Genomic DNA, 15860 nt, shown 5'->3' with positions numbered 1-15860 from the left:
CCGAAGGGGCTCCGAATGGGGAAAGAAATTGTGGTGTGCTGGGTGGGACGGCGGCTGACCCCGCCCGGCCCGCGAGGTCCCGGACCCCCGTGACGGGCGGTCCGGGACCTCGCGACGAGGCACGGAAACAAACGCAAACAGGTATGTGTCGGACGTCGCGGCACGGGGTACCCGGGGCACCCATGTGCGCGGCCGACGGCCGCCTCGCAGCTCAGAGCCGCGTCCGAGGGCGGCCACGAGTCGAAGGAGCCCACGAACATGACGGACGTATCGAGCCAGGGCCCAGCCCCCGGCGACGACCGCGAGGTGCTCACCAACCGCCAGGGGCACCCCGTCTACGACAACCAGAACCAGCGCACGGTCGGAGCCCGCGGCCCCGCCACGCTGGAGAACTACCAGCTCCTGGAGAAGATCAGCCACTTCGACCGCGAGCGCATCCCCGAGCGTGTCGTGCACGCCCGCGGCGTCACCGCGTACGGCTACTTCGAGGCGTACGGCGCCTGGGGTGACGAGCCGATCGAGCGGTACACCCGGGCCAAGCTGTTCCAGGAGCGCGGCAAGCGCACCGACCTCGCCGTCCGCTTCTCCACCGTCATCGGCGGACGCGACTCCGCGGAGACGGCCCGCGACCCCCGCGGTTTCGCGGTGAAGTTCTACACCGAGGACGGCAACTGGGACCTGGTCGGCAACAACCTGGCCGTCTTCTTCATCCGCGACGCGATCAAGTTCCCGGACGTCATCCACGCCCTCAAGCCCGACCCGGTGACCTTCGAACAGCAGCCCCGGCGGATCTTCGACTTCATGTCGCAGACACCCGAGTGCATGCACATGCTGATCAACCTGTTCAGCCCGCGCGGCATCCCGGCGGACTACCGCCACCAGCAGGGCTTCGGCGTCAACACCTACAAGTGGGTCAACGCGGCCGGCGAGACCAAGCTCGTCAAGTACCACTGGATGCCCAAGCAGGGCGTCCGCAGCATGACCGAGGAGGACGCCGCCAACGTCCAGGCCCACAGCCTCGGCCACGCCACCAAGGACCTGTACGACGCCGTCACGCGCGGCGACCACCCCGAGTGGGAACTGCTCGTCCAGATGATGGACGACCACGACCACCCGGAACTGGACTTCGACCCGCTCGACGACACCAAGACCTGGCCCGAGCAGGAGTTCCCGGCCAAGCCCGTCGGCCGGATGGTGCTCGACCGGATGCCGGAGAACTACTTCGCCGAGAACGAGCAGATCTCCTTCGGCACGGGCGTCCTCGTGGACGGGCTGGACTTCTCCGACGACAAGATGCTCGTCGGCCGCACCTTCTCCTACAGCGACACCCAGCGCTACCGGGTCGGTCCGAACTACCTCCAGCTCCCCGTCAACCAGGCCAAGAACGCGCACGTGCGCACCAACCAGCGCGACGGCCAGATGGCGTACCACCAGGACGGCGGCGGCGAGAACCCGATCGTCAACTACGAGCCGTCGATCACCGGCGGCCTGCGCGAGGCCGAGTACCCCACGCACGACGAGCAGGGGCCGGAGATCCAGGGCCGCCTCACCCGCAAGCGCATCCCGCGCACCAACGACTACCTGCAGGCCGGGCAGCGCTACCTGCTGCTGGAGGAGTGGGAGCGCGACGACCTGGTGGCGAACTTCGTCAACCTGCTCTCCCAGTGCGACCGGCCGGTGCAGGAGCGCATGGTGTGGCACTTCCTGCTGGTCGAGAACGACCTCGGGCTGCGGGTCGGCGAGGGCATCGGCATCAGCCCGCAGGACGTCTCGCACCTGAAGCCGCTGGCCAGCCAGGACCTCACGGACGAGGACCGCGAGCGGCTGGCCAACCTCGGCAAGAACCCGCCGCGCGACGTCGAGGGCCTGACGATGACCCACTGCGTGCCGAACGAGCGGCACGTCGTGACGCGCTGACGCTCACCGGCCCCCCGGGCCACGCCGGCCGGGCCGCCGCGAGGGCCTGCTCGGCGTAGCCGCGGCCGAAGAGCACGGCGTGCACCAGCAGCGGGAAGAGCTGGTGCACGCCGACGCGGTCGGCCCAGCCGTCGGCGAGCGGCGCGGTCTCCCGGTGGCCGGCCAGGACCCGGTCCGGATACGGGCGGCCGAAGAGGCTCAGCATCGCGAGGCCGGTCTCCCGTGCCCGCCGTGCGCGGCCGGGCCGATCGGACGGACGTGCCCGTCGGCGCCCCACAGGACGTTGCCGTTCCACAGGTCTCCGTGCAGCCGGGCGTGCGGCCGGCCGGTGAACCGGGCCGCGACGGCCGAGGGGGCGTGGTGGCACGCACGAGGTCACAGACCGGTCCCGGACTGCGGCCGACCCGGTGAAAGACGCCCGGTACGCCGATGGAACACCCCGGGCGCGGGGGAGCAGTGGGACTATGACCAGTTCAGCGTTCCACCGCACCATCATCCTGCCCGCCCCCGTCTGCGAGCAGGCCGCGCAGCACCTGGAGCACGCGGTCCAGAAGGCCATCGACGGTGCCGCGACCCCTTGGCGCGCGTTCCGCGGAGCCGACGGCGACGACTTCGCGTTCTCGGTCCCGGTCGTCGAGCAGGCCGCGGGCTGCCTGCTGGTGCTGGCCGCCGAGAGCGCCCAGAGCCTGCGCCCCTCCGCCCTGCGCGCGCTGATCACCGTCGCCCTGCACCTGCGGGACGCCGTCGAAGCCGTCCGCCGGCCCGCGATCCCCACCGGGACCTGGTGAGCACCCCGGGGCCCACCGGGGCGGAGGGCGCCGTGGCGGGAAACTCCGTGCCCCGTCCCTGAGCCTGTGCTTGGCTCTGCGGCATGGACTTCTCCCGTCACCTCGACTGCCTCGCCGCCGACTACGACCGGCTGCGGGCCGTCGTCGGGACCGGTGCCGACGTGCCGGTGCCCACCTGCCCGGGCTGGACCGTCGCCGATCTGACCCGCCACGTGGGCGACGTCTACCTGCACAAGACCCTCGCCATGCGCGAGGGCGTCGAACCCGAGCCCTGGCCGCCGGCGGAGTTCGCCGAGGAGGAGCCCACCGCGCTGCTCGACCGGGGGTACACCGCGCTGCGCGCCGAGTTCGCCACCCGCGCCCCCAGGGACCCGGCCGCCACCTGGTACGCCCCCGACCAGAGCGTCGGCTTCTGGATCCGGCGGATGGCCCAGGAGACCGTCGTCCACCGCATCGACGCGGAACTCGCCGCCGGCCAGGCCGTCGCGCCCGTCCCGGCCGACCTCGCCGTGGACGGGATCGACGAGCTGCTCAAGGTCTTCGCCGCCTACTCCGTCGCCGCGTGGGGCGACTACTTCACCGACGTCCTGGACGGTTCGCCGGGACGCACCGTGCTGCTGCGCGCGGGCGACGCCGCGTGGCGGGTGCGGACGGGCCCGGGGGAGTTCGCGGTGACGGACGGCGCCGGCGGCGGCACGGCGGACGTGACGCTGAGCGGCTCGCCGCAGGCCGTGCTGCGCCGGCTGTGGAACCGGGAGGCCGCCGGCGCCGAGGGCGCTGTGGCGGTGGAGGGCGCCATCGAGGCGGCCGAGGAGCTGCGACGGTGCATCGTCGTGGCGACCCAGTGAACGGCCACCCGGGATCGGCGGACCCCGCCACCGGCTGACCCGGATGTGTCCGACGCCACGTCGACGACGAGAGCCGGGCCATGTTCGGCGCGGCGGGCCGCGGACTACCGTGCTCGCGGACCCCGCGTTCCTCCGTCACCCTCCTCCCGACCACCAGACCCCTGTCCCATGACGAGCAGTTCGGACGGCCCGGCAGTGCATGCAGATCTCTCCCCCGTCATCGCGGCGACCGCCCGGTGGCTCACCTGCGCCTACCCGGCGTCCGGCGGCGCGCTGGCCTGCGCCCTGAGCGAGGTGCAGGCGCGGCAGGCCGTCACGGTCGCCGCACGGCTGCGCTATCCGACCCCGATGGACGTGGCCCTCATGGACATGGCCGGTCCCGGAGGCTCGGCCCGGCTCGACCGGGTCACCGGCGCGAACGGCTCGGCGGACACCGGCCCGGTCCAGGACGCCTGGCGGACCTGGGTGGACGAGGTCCTCGCGAGCTGGGCCGCCTGTCTGCTGGCCGACCCGGACCTCGCCGCCCGCGCGGTGGCCGTGCTGGCCGACGGCCCCTCCTCGGCCGGGACCGCGTCCGGCGCCCCGGCCGAATTCCGCCGGCTGCTCACGCCCGACGACCGGGACCGGCGGGCGGCGGTGCTGCTGCGCCATCCCGACCTCGTCGCCGCCGTGGCCGGGCTGCACCACGCCCAGCTCCTCGCGCGCCTGGGCCCCGGCCAGGCACTCGTCGCCTGACCCCGCGGGCCGTCGGCGGCGCGGGCGCCCACGGCCTTCCGCGGGCGCGCGCCCGCCGCCGCTGGGTCCTTCGTGTCGCGGGGGTCCTTCGTGACGCGGGTGGCTGCCGACTCGTACAGCTCCCGGCGGTGGCCGCGCCGTCCGGTTCCGGGCCTCACGCATCGCGGTCCCGGCGGCGTCCGACTGCGCCAGGTGCCGACATCGACAGTCCCGTCGCCGCGGCGGATCCGGTGATCTGCAGGGCCAACAGATTCTGCACCGTGAGCTGCCTCCAGGCGCCCGGTTCGAGACGAAGTTCGCGACGCGACCGACCACCAGCGCGTGCTGCGGTATCTCGGGGACCGCAACGGTGAGCGGGAGGCCGCGGGGGCGGGAGGCGGGAGGGAGCCGGAGGAAGAAGACACAGTGCGCCACTCGAAGACGAGTCGTGAGAACCGGACGGGGAGGAGGACGGGAGCGAGGAGGCCGGCTGCGCCGCGCGGCCACTCCCAGAGCCGGAGGACGGCGCCGACATCGTGGCAGAAGGGCTCGGCCGGTCCTCGCCGACGCCCGCTCCCGGGCCTGGGCCGTACGGGCCGAACGCCGTGCCCGGCGCAGTCCTTGGTCCACGAAGTGTGCTTGATCACGGCTCCGGCCGCCCGCCGGCCGGGACCGGCCGGCGGGACGGGGGTCACCGCGGCCGTGATCCCCTCGGCCGGCCGCGTAATGGATCAAAAGTGGTCACAGTGGACGTTAGGGAATGAAGCCAACTCAACCGGGCACTCGGGGCCCGCTCGTCAGCGCTTCACGGAGGAAGGAAGGGTCCTCATGATGCCGACGGCGGCGTTCGGCCCGCGGGCGGAGGCCCGCCCGTCCTGGAGCCGTGCCCTGGTGACCGGTGGTGCGGGGTTCCTCGGGTCCCACCTGTGCACCCGCCTGCTGGATTCGGGTGTCGAAGTCGACTGCCTGGACGATCTCTCCACGGGCCGGGCCGAGAAGGTGGCCCACCTGGCGGGCCGCCCCGGCTTCCGGTTCCTGGAGTGGGACGTCTCCGCACCCGGCTGCGCGGACGCGCTCACCGGCCCCTACGACCTGGTGCTGCACCTGGCGGGTCCGGCTGCCCCGGCCGCCTGGCCGGACCGGCCCGTGGAGATCCTCGACACCGGCAGCCTCGGCACCCGCGCCGCGCTGGCCGTCGCCGAGCGGGACGGCGCCCGGTTCCTGCTCGCCTCCTCGCCGCCGGTGTTCCCCGGCCGACCGCCGTACGAGAGCCCTCAGGGGAGCGACGCCGACCCGGTCGGTCCGCACGGCGCCTGCGCCGAGGCCGTCCGGTTCGCCGAGGCCCTGGTCGCCGCGCACGCGGGCGCCCACGGATCGAACGCCGGGATCGTGCGGCTGTTCACCGGCTACGGACCCGGTATGCGGACGGACCGCGGAGGCGTGCCCGCCGCCTTCCTCGCACAGGCCCTCGCCGGACGGCCGGTCACCGTCGCCGGGGACGGCAGCCGGAGGTACCCCCTGTGCTACGTGGACGACATGGTCGACGGGGTGCTCCTGATCGCGGCCGGCCGCTCGGTACGGCCCGTGGACCTCGGCGGCGACGAGGCGCCCACGGTCGTGGAGATCGCCCGTCGGGTGATCGAGCTGACCGGCTCGGACGCGCCGCTCGTCTTCGTCGACGGGGCGGGCGACGGGCCAGCCGAGCCCCGGCCGGTCACCGGCTTCGCCCGTGAGATCTTCGGCTGGCTGCCGGTGGTGACCTGGCGGGACGGCCTGGAACGCACCGTCGTCTCCCTCCGCAACCGACCCGACCCGGTGCCGGCCACCCCGGTGACGACCGAGCGCACGGGGGAGTGGTGGGCCTAGCGGCGTTCGCCGCCCCGAGACCTGCCCGAGGCCTGCCCGAGGCCGCGGGGGCCCGGCCCGGGCCCTGCCTGGAATCGCGCGGCTCGGCCCAGGCTCTGGCCGATGCCACGGGGAGCCCGACCCGACCCGGGCCCTGCCCGGATCGCGCGCCCCCGCACCTGGATCTGCCCGGGACCGCGCGCCCCCGACCTCAGACGGCCCGGGACCGCGCGCAACCCGTCGCCCCGACGGACCGGCCGACCGCGTGGGAGGGGCCCGCCACCATGGTGGCGGGCCCCTCCCACGCGGTCGGCCAAGCGGTGGCGCTCAGTCCCGCTTGCCCCGCCCCGACATCGCGTCCCGCACCCGGTCGACCATGCCCGCGCCGGGCGCCAGGAGCTTGTTCATCGGGGGCTTGTCCGGGGCGGACGGGTGCGGTCGTGTCGGCGCCGTCTTCTTCGCCTGACGCACCTTGTCGCCCAACTCGTTCAGAGCGTCCGCGGGACAGGCCTCCCGGAGCCTCGGGAAGAGGTTGTCCTCCTCGTCGGCGACGTGCTCACGGATCTCGCTCATCAGCATGCCGATCAGCCGGTCGAACTCCGCGTCGTCCGCCGCGCAGCCCTCCAGGTCCTTCATGATTTGCTCGGCCTGGGCGTGGTCCTCGAGTTCCTTGTCCGCGAGCGCGCCGCCGTTCGCCACGTGCTCACGGACGGCCGGGTAGAGGTACGCCTCCTCCGCCACCGAGTGCCGGATCAGCTCGATGGTGGCCTGATCGGCGTACAGCTTGCGGTCCTCGTGGCCGGGCGGCAGCGCCTCGATCCTGCCGAACAGCTCCTCGACCTCACGGTGATCGGTCATCAGTTCGTCGATGACGTTTCCTCCGTGTCCCATGTTCCACCTCCAACTGGTCGTGGCGGTTGCGGGACCGACCCGCCACGCGTATCGGGTCCCCTCGGCCGGGGGACTGACACCGGGTCGCCCGGCGCAGAGCTTCAGATGCCCAGCTTCGCCCGGACACCGCCCGCCCTCGCCGCGGGCCGGGCCCCGGCCCGTACCGAGCGGTGCACCAGGTGGGCGTCGTGCCGCAGGCCGCGGGCGGCGTGACGGCCGCGCCACACCATCGAGGGGGCGCTGCCCGTGTCGTCCGCCGCGATCAGCAGGCCGCCCAGCATGGACAGGTTCTTCAGGAAGTGGATGCGCTGCTGGGCACGGTCGGACGGGTCCTCCGCCTCCCAGAAGCGGTGCGCCGCCAGTGTGGTGGGGACCAGTGTCGCCGCGATGGCCAGTGCGGACAGCCGCGGACAGCGGCCGAGTCCGAGCAGGGCACCGCCCACCACCTGCACGGCGCCGTTGAGCCGTACGAGTTGTTCGGTGCCGTCCGGCAGCGCCTCCACGCGGTCGGTCACCGGCCGGACGATCGGCTCGGCGGCGGGGGCCACCTGTTCGGGGTGGCGCAGGGACTGCAGACCGCCGGCCACGAACATCGAGGCGAGCATCGGGCGGCCGACCATACGCAAAAGACTCATGACGCTCTCTCGCTTTCTCCAGGGGAACCGAAAAACGGTCGGAGGACGTGACGCCTACTGGGATCATCAGGTGCCCGCAACGACCGGCGCCATTCGGAGCCCGGAGCGGCACCGGTGCCCACGGGTACCGCTGCGCGCCGGCTCCGCGCAGGTCACAGGCTGGTGAGCAGCTGGGGAGCCAGGTTCTTGATCATGGTGTTGGTCCAGCGCATCTGGCGCAGTGTCCGCGGATGGCAGGAGGAGGCGAGGTCCAGCAGCTCGCCGTCCCGGGACGCCTGGGCGGCCTGGGCGAGCATCTCCCAGTGCAGCGAGTTCTCCGCGGCGGCGACGTGCAGGTCCCTCAGGTCGCGCAGGAGCAGCAGGCCGGGCTCGGGCCGCCGTACCACCGCCTCCGACGCCCGCTCGCGCAGGGTCGCGAAGAACCCGTCCGTGGAGTGTCCGGACGGATCGTCCAGGTGCGCGCCGTGCTGCGCGCCGGCCTCGGCCAGCCGCCGGACGTGTTCGCGGGACCAGACGGCGAGATCGGTGGCGACGTGCTGGACCTCGTGCTCGGTACGGTGCCGCTCGGCGACCGCCACCAGGTCGTGCGCCAGGTGCCGCTCGCCGCGGTGCAGCGCGCGCAGGGTCAGGGTGATGCCGTTCACTGGGCACCTTCCTCACGGCCGTGCGGGAACTCGGCCGGCGTCTGTGTCGTGTGGGCCGCCGGTCCGCCCGCGGTGGGCCGTACGGCTCCGGCGGTGGCCGGCTCCGAAGCGGTGGTGGCCGGTGCGGGGGACGGCCGGCCCCCGCCGCGCTCGACGAGGGTGAGCGCGGCCGTGGCCGTCTTGAAGAGCGGCTGCTTGGAGGCCGGGTCCCAGTCGGTGACGGTCGTCTCGTTGGCGGCCCGCCCCGGAGTGCCCCGGCCCGGCCCGGACCCGTCCTCGGTGTCCCAGTAGCCGTAGTGGAACGGTACGAACAGCAGCCCCGGCCGGATGCCGGTCACCCGCAGCCGCCCCCGCAGGGCTCCCCGCCGGCTGGAGACCTCCACCAGGTCGCCCTCGCCGAGCCCGAGCCGGTCCGCGTCCGCGGTGGAGATCTCCACCCACACGTCCGGTGCGGCGTCGCGCAGCTGGGGCGCCCGCCCGGTCTTCGTGCGGGTGTGGAAGTGGTAGAGGGTCCGGCCCGTGGTGAGCTGGAACGGATACTCCTCGTCCGGCTCCTCGTGCGGCGGCCGGTAGGCGGCGGCCTTCAGCATCGCCTTGCCGTCCGGGTTGAGCGAGCGGTACTCCACGACCTCCTCGGACGCCCCGGTCTCCAGGTCCTTGCCGTAGCTCTCGCACACGTCCGGGTGCGCCCAGCTGATCCCGTCGGTGTAGAGCCTCGCGGTGCCCTCGGGCGCCCGTTCGTCGCAGGGCCACTGGATGCCGCTGGAGTCGCTCAGCGCGGCGTAGGACAGGCCGGTGTAGTCGCAGGGGCGGCCCGCGCTGCACCGCTTCCACGCCTCGAACGCCGACTCGGGGTCCTGCCAGGTGATCAGCGGGCCGCCGTCCTTGTCCCGGAAGTCCATGCGCCGCGCGTAGTCCAGGAAGATGTCCAGGTCCGGCCTGGCCTCGCCGGGCGGATCGACCGCCTTCCGGGACAGGTGCACCGTGCGGTCGGCGTTGGTCAGCACGCCGGTCTTCTCGCCCCACGTCGCGGCCGGCAGCACCACGTCGGCCAGTTGCGCCGTCTCCGTGAGAAACAGGTCCTGCACCACCGTGAAGAGCCGCTCCTGCGTCAGCACTGAGCGGATGCGGGACAGTTCGGGCAGCGAGACGGCGGGGTTGGTGCCGCTGATCCACAGCATCCGGATCGAGCCCTGCTCGGCGTAGCGGTAGATCTGCATCGCGTGCGTGGGCGGCGCGTAGTGCGGGATGGTCTCGGGCTCGACGTTCCACACCCTCGCGAGGTCGGCGACATGGGCGTCGTTCTGCCAGTTCCGGAAGCCGGGCAGATCGCCGTTGGCCCCGCACTCGCGGGTGTTCTGGGCGGTGGGCTGACCGTTCATCTGGAGCGGGCCCGCGCCCGGGCGGCCCAGCATGCCCCGGATCAGGTGCAGGTTGTTGATCTGCACCGCGGCGGCGGTGGCCTGGTGCGACTGGTAGACCCCCTGGAGGACGGTGGACACCAACGCGTCGGTGGTGCCGACGAGTTCGGCCGCCTCCTCGATCCGGGCGGCGGGGACGTCGCAGATGTCCGCGGCCCATCGGGGCGTGCAGGGGGCGACCCGGGCGGCCAGCTCCTCGAAGCCGACGGTGTGCGCGGTGATGAAGTCGCGGTCGATCCGGTCGTGCCGGATCGTCTCGTGCAGCAGCGCGTTGAGCAGGGCGAGGTTCGTGCCGCCGCGGGGCGCGAGGTGCACGGCGGCGTGCCGGGCCACCCGCGTGGGGCGCGGGTCCACGCACAGCAGGCGTGGCGGGTCGGCCCCCTCCAGCCGGTCCAGCAGCCGCATCCACTGCACGGGCTGGGTCTCGGCGATGTTGTGGCCGAACAGCGCGATCACGTCGGCGTGGTCGAAGTCGTCGTAACTGCCCGGCTGACCGTCGCAGCCGAACGACTCCTTCAGCGCCTCGGCGGCCGTGGCCGTGCACAGCCGGGTGTTGCCGTCGAGGTGGTTGGTGCCGATGCCGGCCCGGGCGAGGACCGCGAGGGTGTAGTACTCCTCGAGGAACAGCTGGCCGGACGTGTAGAAACCGATCGAGCCCGGACCCCGCTGGTCGAGCAGCTCGCGCGAGCGGGCGGCCACCAGGTCCATCGCCGTGTCCCAGTCCGTCTCCACCAGCCGCCCGTCCCGCCGTACCAGCGGCCGGGTCAGCCGGTCCCGGGAGGCGTTGGCCTGCCAGCCGAACAGGTCCTTGGGACCGAGCCGCCCCCGGTTGACCCGGTCCACGTCCCGGCCCCGTACGCCCACCATCCGTCCGTCGGCCACCGCGATGTCCATGGCGTCGCCGTCGGAGTGCAGGATCGACGCCGACTGCACCCAGCGCTGCACCGATCCGGGCTCCACCCCGTCCGCGAGAAACGTGTCCACCCGGGCCGGCCAGGTCTCGTGCCGCCCGTGCGGCGTCCTGCCGCCCCACGGCCGCGCGATCCGGTCCGTCGCATCCTCCATTGCCGGCCTCCTGCTCGCCCTTGTCCTCCTGCCGGCCCCCAGGTACCCGGGCGCCACCGATCGAAGCGAAGCTCTTGTGGGAGCGCTCCCAGAGGGGGGAGGATACTGCGGTGACCCCGACTGCCGCCGTACGCCCGTACCGTCCCGCCGACGCACCGGACCTCGACGAGATCTGCATCCGCACCGCACACAACGGCCGGGACGGCCGGCCGGTCCACGCGGACCCCGCCGTGCTGCCCGTCATCTTCGCCGCCCCCTACGTCCACCTCGAACCGGACCTGGCCTTCGTGCTGGACGACGGCCGGGGCCGCGCGGTCGGCTACATCCTCGGCACGGCGGACACCCCGCGTTTCGCGGAGGAGTTCCGCACCGAATGGCTGCCGCGGGTCGCGGACCGCCACCCGGCGCCGGACGGCCCGCCCGGCACCCCGGACGAGGTCATGGCCTCCCTGCTGCACGACCCGGAGCGGATGATCGTCCCCGAACTGGCCGCGTACCCGGCCCATCTGCACATCGACCTGCTCCCCGAGTGGCAGGGCCGCGGACACGGCCGTGCGCTGATGCGGACGTTCTGGCGGGCGCTGCGCGCACGCGGGGTGCCGGCCGTCCACCTGGTCATGGCCACCGCCAACACCCCGGCCAGGGCCTTCTACGACCGCATGGGCTTCCACGAGATCGAGGCGGCGGGCCTGGACCCCGCCGACGTCACCTGTCTCGGCCGTACGACCCGGGAGGAGACCGACCCGGCCTGACGCACCGGACGGTGGTCAGTCGGCTCCGAGCCGGTAGACGTTGAAGGCCCGGCGGATGACGGGCTGGGCCACGTTGCGCACCCGTACCCCGCCCGCCGTCATCCCGTGCTCGGTGCCCAGGTGGGCGTGGCCGTGGACGGCCAGGTCCGCGCCGGCGGTGTCGATCGCCTCGGCCAGCAGGTAACTGCCGAGGAACGGGTGGATCTCCGGGGGCTCCCCGGCGAGCGTGTCGGCGACGGGGGAGAAGTGGGTGAGCGCCACCCGGGCGGCGCAGCCCTGCGCGTCCAGCTCCTTCAGCGCGGCGTGCAGGCTGTCCGCCGAGCGGCGGGTGGTGCGGACGAACTCCTTCATGACCGGCTCGCCGAACTCACCCGCGCTGCGCCCGACGAAACCGCCGCCGAACCCCTTGGTCCCGGCGATGCCCACCCGCGTCCCGGCGCACTCCACGACCGTCCCCTCGCCCTCCAGGACGGTCACACCGGCGTCCTGGAGCAGGGCGGTGACCTTCTCGGGCTGTTCGTCGTGGTGGTCGTGGTTGCCGAGGACGGCCACCACCGGCACCGGCAGGTCGCGTACCTCCCGGGCGACCACCCGCGCCTCCTCCGGCGTGCCGTGCCGGGTGAGGTCGCCGGCGAGCAGCAGCAGGTCGGCACAGTCGGGCAGGGTCTCGAAGGCGGGACGCAGCAGCCCCTGGCTGTCCAGCCCCATGTGGATGTCTCCGACGGCGGCGACACGGACCATCACAGCTCCTCCGCCTGGTCGGGGCGCGACGTCTGCGCCACCACGATGTCGGCGTGCACGGTGAGACCGGCCAGTTCCTCGTGGGCGATGCGCAGCAGGACCTCGCGGCACCGCGCGGAGGGCACCGTGCCGGTGATCGCGATCGCCCCGGCGCGGATCTCGGTACGGACGCCGAGTTCGCCGAGCTCCTCCGCGGCGAACCGGTCGTGCAGGTGGGCGACGCGGTACTCGACGTTGCCGGCCGCGGGAGCAGCCCCGCCGCCCGCCGCGGGCCCCTGGTGTGCCACGGGGTCGCTCATCGCTGTTCCTCCTTCGCGGCAGGAGCCGCCGGGACGGTCGGCGGACGGGCCGGGGAACCGGCCGAGGGGCCGGCCGGGGGAATGATGTCCAGCCGCTCGAGGATGAAGAAGAACGCGGCGGGCATCGCGTCGGCGCCGCAGTCGCGGCGCAGCTCCTCCCAGTCGATCTTCTCCCGCAGGGTGCGGGCGATGGGCAGCACCGCACCGAAGTCGCAGTGGTGCTCGGAGAAGGCCGTCAGCAGCCCGCGCAGCAGGTCGGTCGGCGACAGGACCGGCATGAGCACGGAGTCGACCGACAGGTCCTGGGCCCGGGCCAGCAGCTCCGCCGTGACCGGCTCGTGCGCCAGCTCGAAGATCAGGTCGACCTGCTGTCCCAGGCAGCTCGCCTTCAGCAGCCAGTCCTCGGGAGGCGTGTACACCGCCAGGCCCGCCTCCCCGAGCGTCGCGGCGACGGCCTCCGCGTCGTCGGGCCGGATGCAGAAGTCGACGTCGTGCTGGAGGTTCTGGGTCCCGCCGTGCGCGTACACGGCGACGCTGCCGGCCAGCGCGAACGGGTGCTCCTTCTTCTTCAGGAGTGAGCCCACCTGCTTGGCAGCCTGCAGGATCGCCTGGTTGCGGTCGAGCGGGAGTTCTTCCTCGCGTGGGCCGGTCCCGGGGACGGGCCCGGGATCCCCCGCCGCCAGACGGAGCTCCGAAACGCCGGCGCGCTGGTCGAGAGCACGATCGTCGGCGGGCTGCGTCATCACTGTCCCCTTCCGGACTGTCACCTTCCGTGGACCGGAGTGCCGGTCCGCCCCTGGATTCCGGGTACCCGGCGCCGTACCGCCGACACGGAGCGCCGTCGCGGAGGTGAGGCGCCGTCGCGGGGTGAGGGGACCGGTGGATCGGGGGCACTCGGACGGCATGGACGACAAGCAGCAGCAGAGCGGGACCGACGACGGACGGACCGTGCGACGGCTGGTGGCCGCGTGGCTCGCGGAGACCGAGCGGCACGACCCCGCCGCGGCCCGGGAGGCCCGCACCGGCTGGGAGAGCGGCGCCCTGTCCGAGCGGGCCGCCCAGGACCTGGCCACCTGGGCCACCGCGCGGATCACGGACACGGGCTTCACCGAGGACGAGGGCCCCTACGTGGAGGGACCCGTCCGGATCACCCCGGCCGACAAGGACACCGTGCACGACTGGCTGCGGGCGCGCGGCCACCGGGTCTGAGACACCGGGCACCGCACCGTCCGGGGAGTCAGGAGGCCGGCGGCCGCCACTCGAACATCAGGATCGTCGCGTCGTCCCGCAACTGCCCGCCCGTCTGCGAGTCCAGGATCGAGTGGATCAGACGGCGCAGCGACTCCGGTGCCGGCTCGCCGCCCGCAGTGGCCCGGATGACGTAGTCCGCGAACCGTTCGAGCCCGAAGAGCTTCTCCTCCCGGGTGCGCGCCTCGATGATCCCGTCGGTGTACATGAGCACCCGGTCACCGGGCTCGAGCATCGTCTCGTGCGTCTGGCGCGGCTCGGTGGAGAGCTGGGCCGGCGCGCCCATCGGCGGGTCGGCCTCCCGCTCCAGGGCTCCGGTCATCAGCTGCTCGTCCCTGATCAGCAGGGGCGCGGGGTGGCCGCAGTTGCTCCAGCGCAGCAGGCCGGTCCCGAAATCCAGCTGGGCCAGTACGGCGGTGCAGTACTGTTCCGGCAGCCAGCGGGCCAGCGCGTCGTCGACGGATTTCACGAGGGTGGGCAGGTCGGCCCCGTTGCGCCGGGCGTTGCGGCAGGCGGCCAGCGCCACCGCGCTGGTCAGCCCCGAGGCCAGGTCGTGCCCCATGGAGTCGACGACCGAGACGTGCAGGGTCGTCCGGGTGAGCGAGTGGTCGAAGGCGTCGCCGCCGAGTTCGTAGGCCGGCTCCAGGACGGCCGTCGACACGACCTGCGCATTGCCGATGGTGCGGGGCGGCAGGAACGCGCGAAGCATCTCGGACGGCAGGTGCATCCGCTCGGTACGGGTGTGCCGCACGAAGGAGTCCTCGAAGGCCCGCTTCGAGGTGATCATCATCGCCAGGAGCGAGGCGAGCGCCCGCCCCCGGGTCAGGGTTGCGGAGGTGAGCGCCGACGAGTGGACCGCCAGCACGCCGAGCCGCTCCGCACCGTCCAGCAGGGGGAGCCACGCCGTGACACCACCGGACGCCGCCTCCTCCACCCGCAGCGCCTGCGTACGGTAGGCCCAGCCCGCGAGCGACCCGTCCACGGGCAGGCTCGACGCCACGTCGGTCTGCGGCACGAGATGACGTTGCTGCAGGTCCACGAGGTAGACCACCGCGTGCTGCAGGTCCAGGGCCTTGGTGCAGCGCGCCACGGCGGCGGCCAGGTCCAGCGTCAGATGTGCCGGGTCGGCGAGGAACTCCTGCAACAGCACGTCGCTCGCCTGTGACGTCGACACCTCGTCTCCCCTCGTCGACAGACCCGCCGTGACGTCCGCCACGACGGGGCGCGTTGGGCAGCAGTCTGGCACCGCGCCTGCGGCCCCGCCCGCCGAGGCGACCATGCGCGACGCGCTCCGGCTCACCGCGACCGGCCGGCCGCACATGGCCGCGGTGCCCACGCTGTACAGGAACGGCAGCATGGACGGACCGAGCGGGTACGCCCCCAGGGAGGAGACGGTGCTGAGCCCCGTGCAGCCGTCGGCGGCCGACGAGGTGGAGACGGCCGATCCGCTGGTGGTCGGTCGTGGTCAGCCGGCAGCCGGTCGCCCGCCCCGTGGCCGCGGCGTTCCGCCGGCGGGGCCGGAGCGATCGGCCCGGTCCGTGCCGCCGTCCGGCCCGGGCAGCCGACCGCCCCCGACCGCCTGCGGCGACGCCGCGTCAGGCACCCGCCCGGGCAGGGCCGATCGGCTGATCGTCGCTGTCCGTCCGGGTGCGTCGCCGCCCCGGCGGGACGAGACGGCCGTCACCCGAATGGCCCCCGCACGCTACTGGTGGCGACCGATCCGGTGTCTCCTTGAGGGTGTCAGCGGCGTCCAGGCTGGGAGGCCGAACATGTACGAAATGTGCGTGGGCCCGGAGAAGGCGGGCGGAGCGTTGGTGTGGCACGTGATGGCCAAGAAGGCCGCGGCCACGCTGTGCGGAGAAAGGCTCCGCGAACGTATCGAGGCATCCGACGGTGACCGGGCACGCCACTGCCCGGACTGCATGGCTTCCTTCGAGAAGCTGATGGCGACCACACCGTGCTGACGGACCGTCCGCGAACCGTCCGCCCCGCCGCACCCGCGGCGGGGCGGACGGCGTACGAACGGGCCCCGGCGCGCGATCGGCGTGATTG

General features: G+C 73.4%; 16 protein-coding genes and 1 pseudogene. 8 read left to right on the top strand and 9 right to left on the bottom strand.

The window, feature by feature from the left end; translation table 11 throughout:
• Window positions 1-258 precede the first annotated feature (258 nt).
• Entirely contained in the window at window positions 259-1917 is a 1659-nt protein-coding gene (locus ACVV2G_RS18010; protein WP_453843715.1) for a catalase, read from the top strand.
• 22 nt (window positions 1918-1939) lie between these two features.
• Here the strand turns inward: ACVV2G_RS18010 and ACVV2G_RS18005 are convergent.
• Window positions 1940-2238: pseudogene (locus tag ACVV2G_RS18005) on the bottom strand (fructosamine kinase family protein); the annotation flags it as partial.
• A gap of 143 nt (window positions 2239-2381) precedes the next feature.
• On the opposite strand from ACVV2G_RS18005, the gene ACVV2G_RS18000 reads away from it, so the two are divergent.
• From ACVV2G_RS18000 to ACVV2G_RS17985, 4 genes are all read left to right on the top strand, one after another.
• Complete coding sequence (locus ACVV2G_RS18000; protein WP_356609522.1) at window positions 2382-2705, top strand: hypothetical protein; 324 nt, start codon at window positions 2382-2384, stop codon at window positions 2703-2705.
• 83 nt (window positions 2706-2788) lie between these two features.
• The gene (locus ACVV2G_RS17995; protein ID WP_453843714.1) at window positions 2789-3553 is read left to right on the top strand and encodes a maleylpyruvate isomerase family mycothiol-dependent enzyme; all 765 of its coding nucleotides are present in this window, start codon (window positions 2789-2791) and stop codon (window positions 3551-3553) included.
• A 195-nt stretch (window positions 3554-3748) separates the two neighbouring features.
• Window positions 3749-4288, top strand: coding sequence for a hypothetical protein (locus tag ACVV2G_RS17990; protein WP_453843728.1), 540 nt, complete (start codon window positions 3749-3751; stop codon window positions 4286-4288).
• Between the two features lie 807 nt (window positions 4289-5095).
• On the top strand, window positions 5096-6133 hold the full coding sequence (locus ACVV2G_RS17985; protein WP_453843713.1) for an NAD-dependent epimerase/dehydratase family protein: 1038 nt from the start codon (window positions 5096-5098) through the stop codon (window positions 6131-6133).
• 306 nt (window positions 6134-6439) lie between these two features.
• Here ACVV2G_RS17985 and ACVV2G_RS17980 read toward each other — a convergent pair whose 3' ends face one another.
• From ACVV2G_RS17980 to ACVV2G_RS17965, 4 genes are all read right to left on the bottom strand, one after another.
• Complete coding sequence (locus ACVV2G_RS17980; protein WP_453843712.1) at window positions 6440-7003, bottom strand: hemerythrin domain-containing protein; 564 nt, start codon at window positions 7001-7003, stop codon at window positions 6440-6442.
• A 101-nt stretch (window positions 7004-7104) separates the two neighbouring features.
• Window positions 7105-7638, bottom strand: coding sequence for a DoxX family protein (locus tag ACVV2G_RS17975; protein ID WP_453843711.1), 534 nt, complete (start codon window positions 7636-7638; stop codon window positions 7105-7107).
• Window positions 7639-7790: 152 nt separating this feature from the next.
• A complete protein-coding gene (locus ACVV2G_RS17970) occupies window positions 7791-8282 on the bottom strand; it encodes a hypothetical protein (RefSeq protein WP_453843710.1) in 492 nt (163 codons plus the stop codon).
• A complete protein-coding gene (locus ACVV2G_RS17965; RefSeq protein ID WP_453843709.1) occupies window positions 8279-10768 on the bottom strand; it encodes a molybdopterin oxidoreductase family protein in 2490 nt (829 codons plus the stop codon). Before ACVV2G_RS17965 ends, ACVV2G_RS17970 begins: the two co-directional genes overlap by 4 nt.
• A 110-nt stretch (window positions 10769-10878) precedes the next feature.
• On the opposite strand from ACVV2G_RS17965, the gene ACVV2G_RS17960 reads away from it, so the two are divergent.
• Window positions 10879-11520, top strand: a complete 642-nt coding sequence (locus ACVV2G_RS17960) for a GNAT family N-acetyltransferase (protein WP_453843708.1) — start codon at window positions 10879-10881, stop codon at window positions 11518-11520.
• 15 nt (window positions 11521-11535) lie between these two features.
• Here the strand turns inward: ACVV2G_RS17960 and ACVV2G_RS17955 are convergent, their stop codons facing one another.
• The 3 genes from ACVV2G_RS17955 to ACVV2G_RS17945 are packed head-to-tail and all read right to left on the bottom strand — an operon-like array spanning window position 11536 to window position 13303.
• Window positions 11536-12261 (bottom strand): metallophosphoesterase family protein, encoded by a 726-nt coding sequence (locus tag ACVV2G_RS17955; RefSeq protein WP_453843707.1) that lies wholly within the window; start codon window positions 12259-12261, stop codon window positions 11536-11538.
• Window positions 12261-12560: a BON domain-containing protein gene (locus tag ACVV2G_RS17950; protein WP_453843706.1), complete on the bottom strand. Its 300-nt coding sequence runs from the start codon at window positions 12558-12560 to the stop codon at window positions 12261-12263. Before ACVV2G_RS17950 ends, ACVV2G_RS17955 begins: the two co-directional genes overlap by 1 nt.
• Window positions 12557-13303, bottom strand: coding sequence for a nucleotidyltransferase family protein (locus tag ACVV2G_RS17945; RefSeq protein WP_453843705.1), 747 nt, complete (start codon window positions 13301-13303; stop codon window positions 12557-12559). The genes ACVV2G_RS17950 and ACVV2G_RS17945 overlap by 4 nt, the downstream gene beginning before the upstream one ends.
• Window positions 13304-13463: 160 nt before the next feature.
• On the opposite strand from ACVV2G_RS17945, the gene ACVV2G_RS17940 reads away from it, so the two are divergent.
• A complete protein-coding gene (locus ACVV2G_RS17940; RefSeq protein ID WP_453843704.1) occupies window positions 13464-13769 on the top strand; it encodes a hypothetical protein in 306 nt (101 codons plus the stop codon).
• A 28-nt stretch (window positions 13770-13797) separates the two neighbouring features.
• Here the strand turns inward: ACVV2G_RS17940 and ACVV2G_RS17935 are convergent, their stop codons facing one another.
• A complete protein-coding gene (locus ACVV2G_RS17935) occupies window positions 13798-14982 on the bottom strand; it encodes a PP2C family protein-serine/threonine phosphatase (RefSeq protein WP_453843703.1) in 1185 nt (394 codons plus the stop codon).
• A 595-nt stretch (window positions 14983-15577) separates the two neighbouring features.
• Between ACVV2G_RS17935 and ACVV2G_RS17930 the strand changes: the two genes are divergently transcribed.
• Complete coding sequence (locus ACVV2G_RS17930) at window positions 15578-15772, top strand: hypothetical protein (protein ID WP_453843702.1); 195 nt, start codon at window positions 15578-15580, stop codon at window positions 15770-15772.
• Window positions 15773-15860: the final 88 nt, after the last annotated feature.

The organism is Streptomyces sp. JK94 (assembly GCF_053613315.1).
This window is presented reverse-complemented; position numbering and strand designations above follow the sequence as displayed.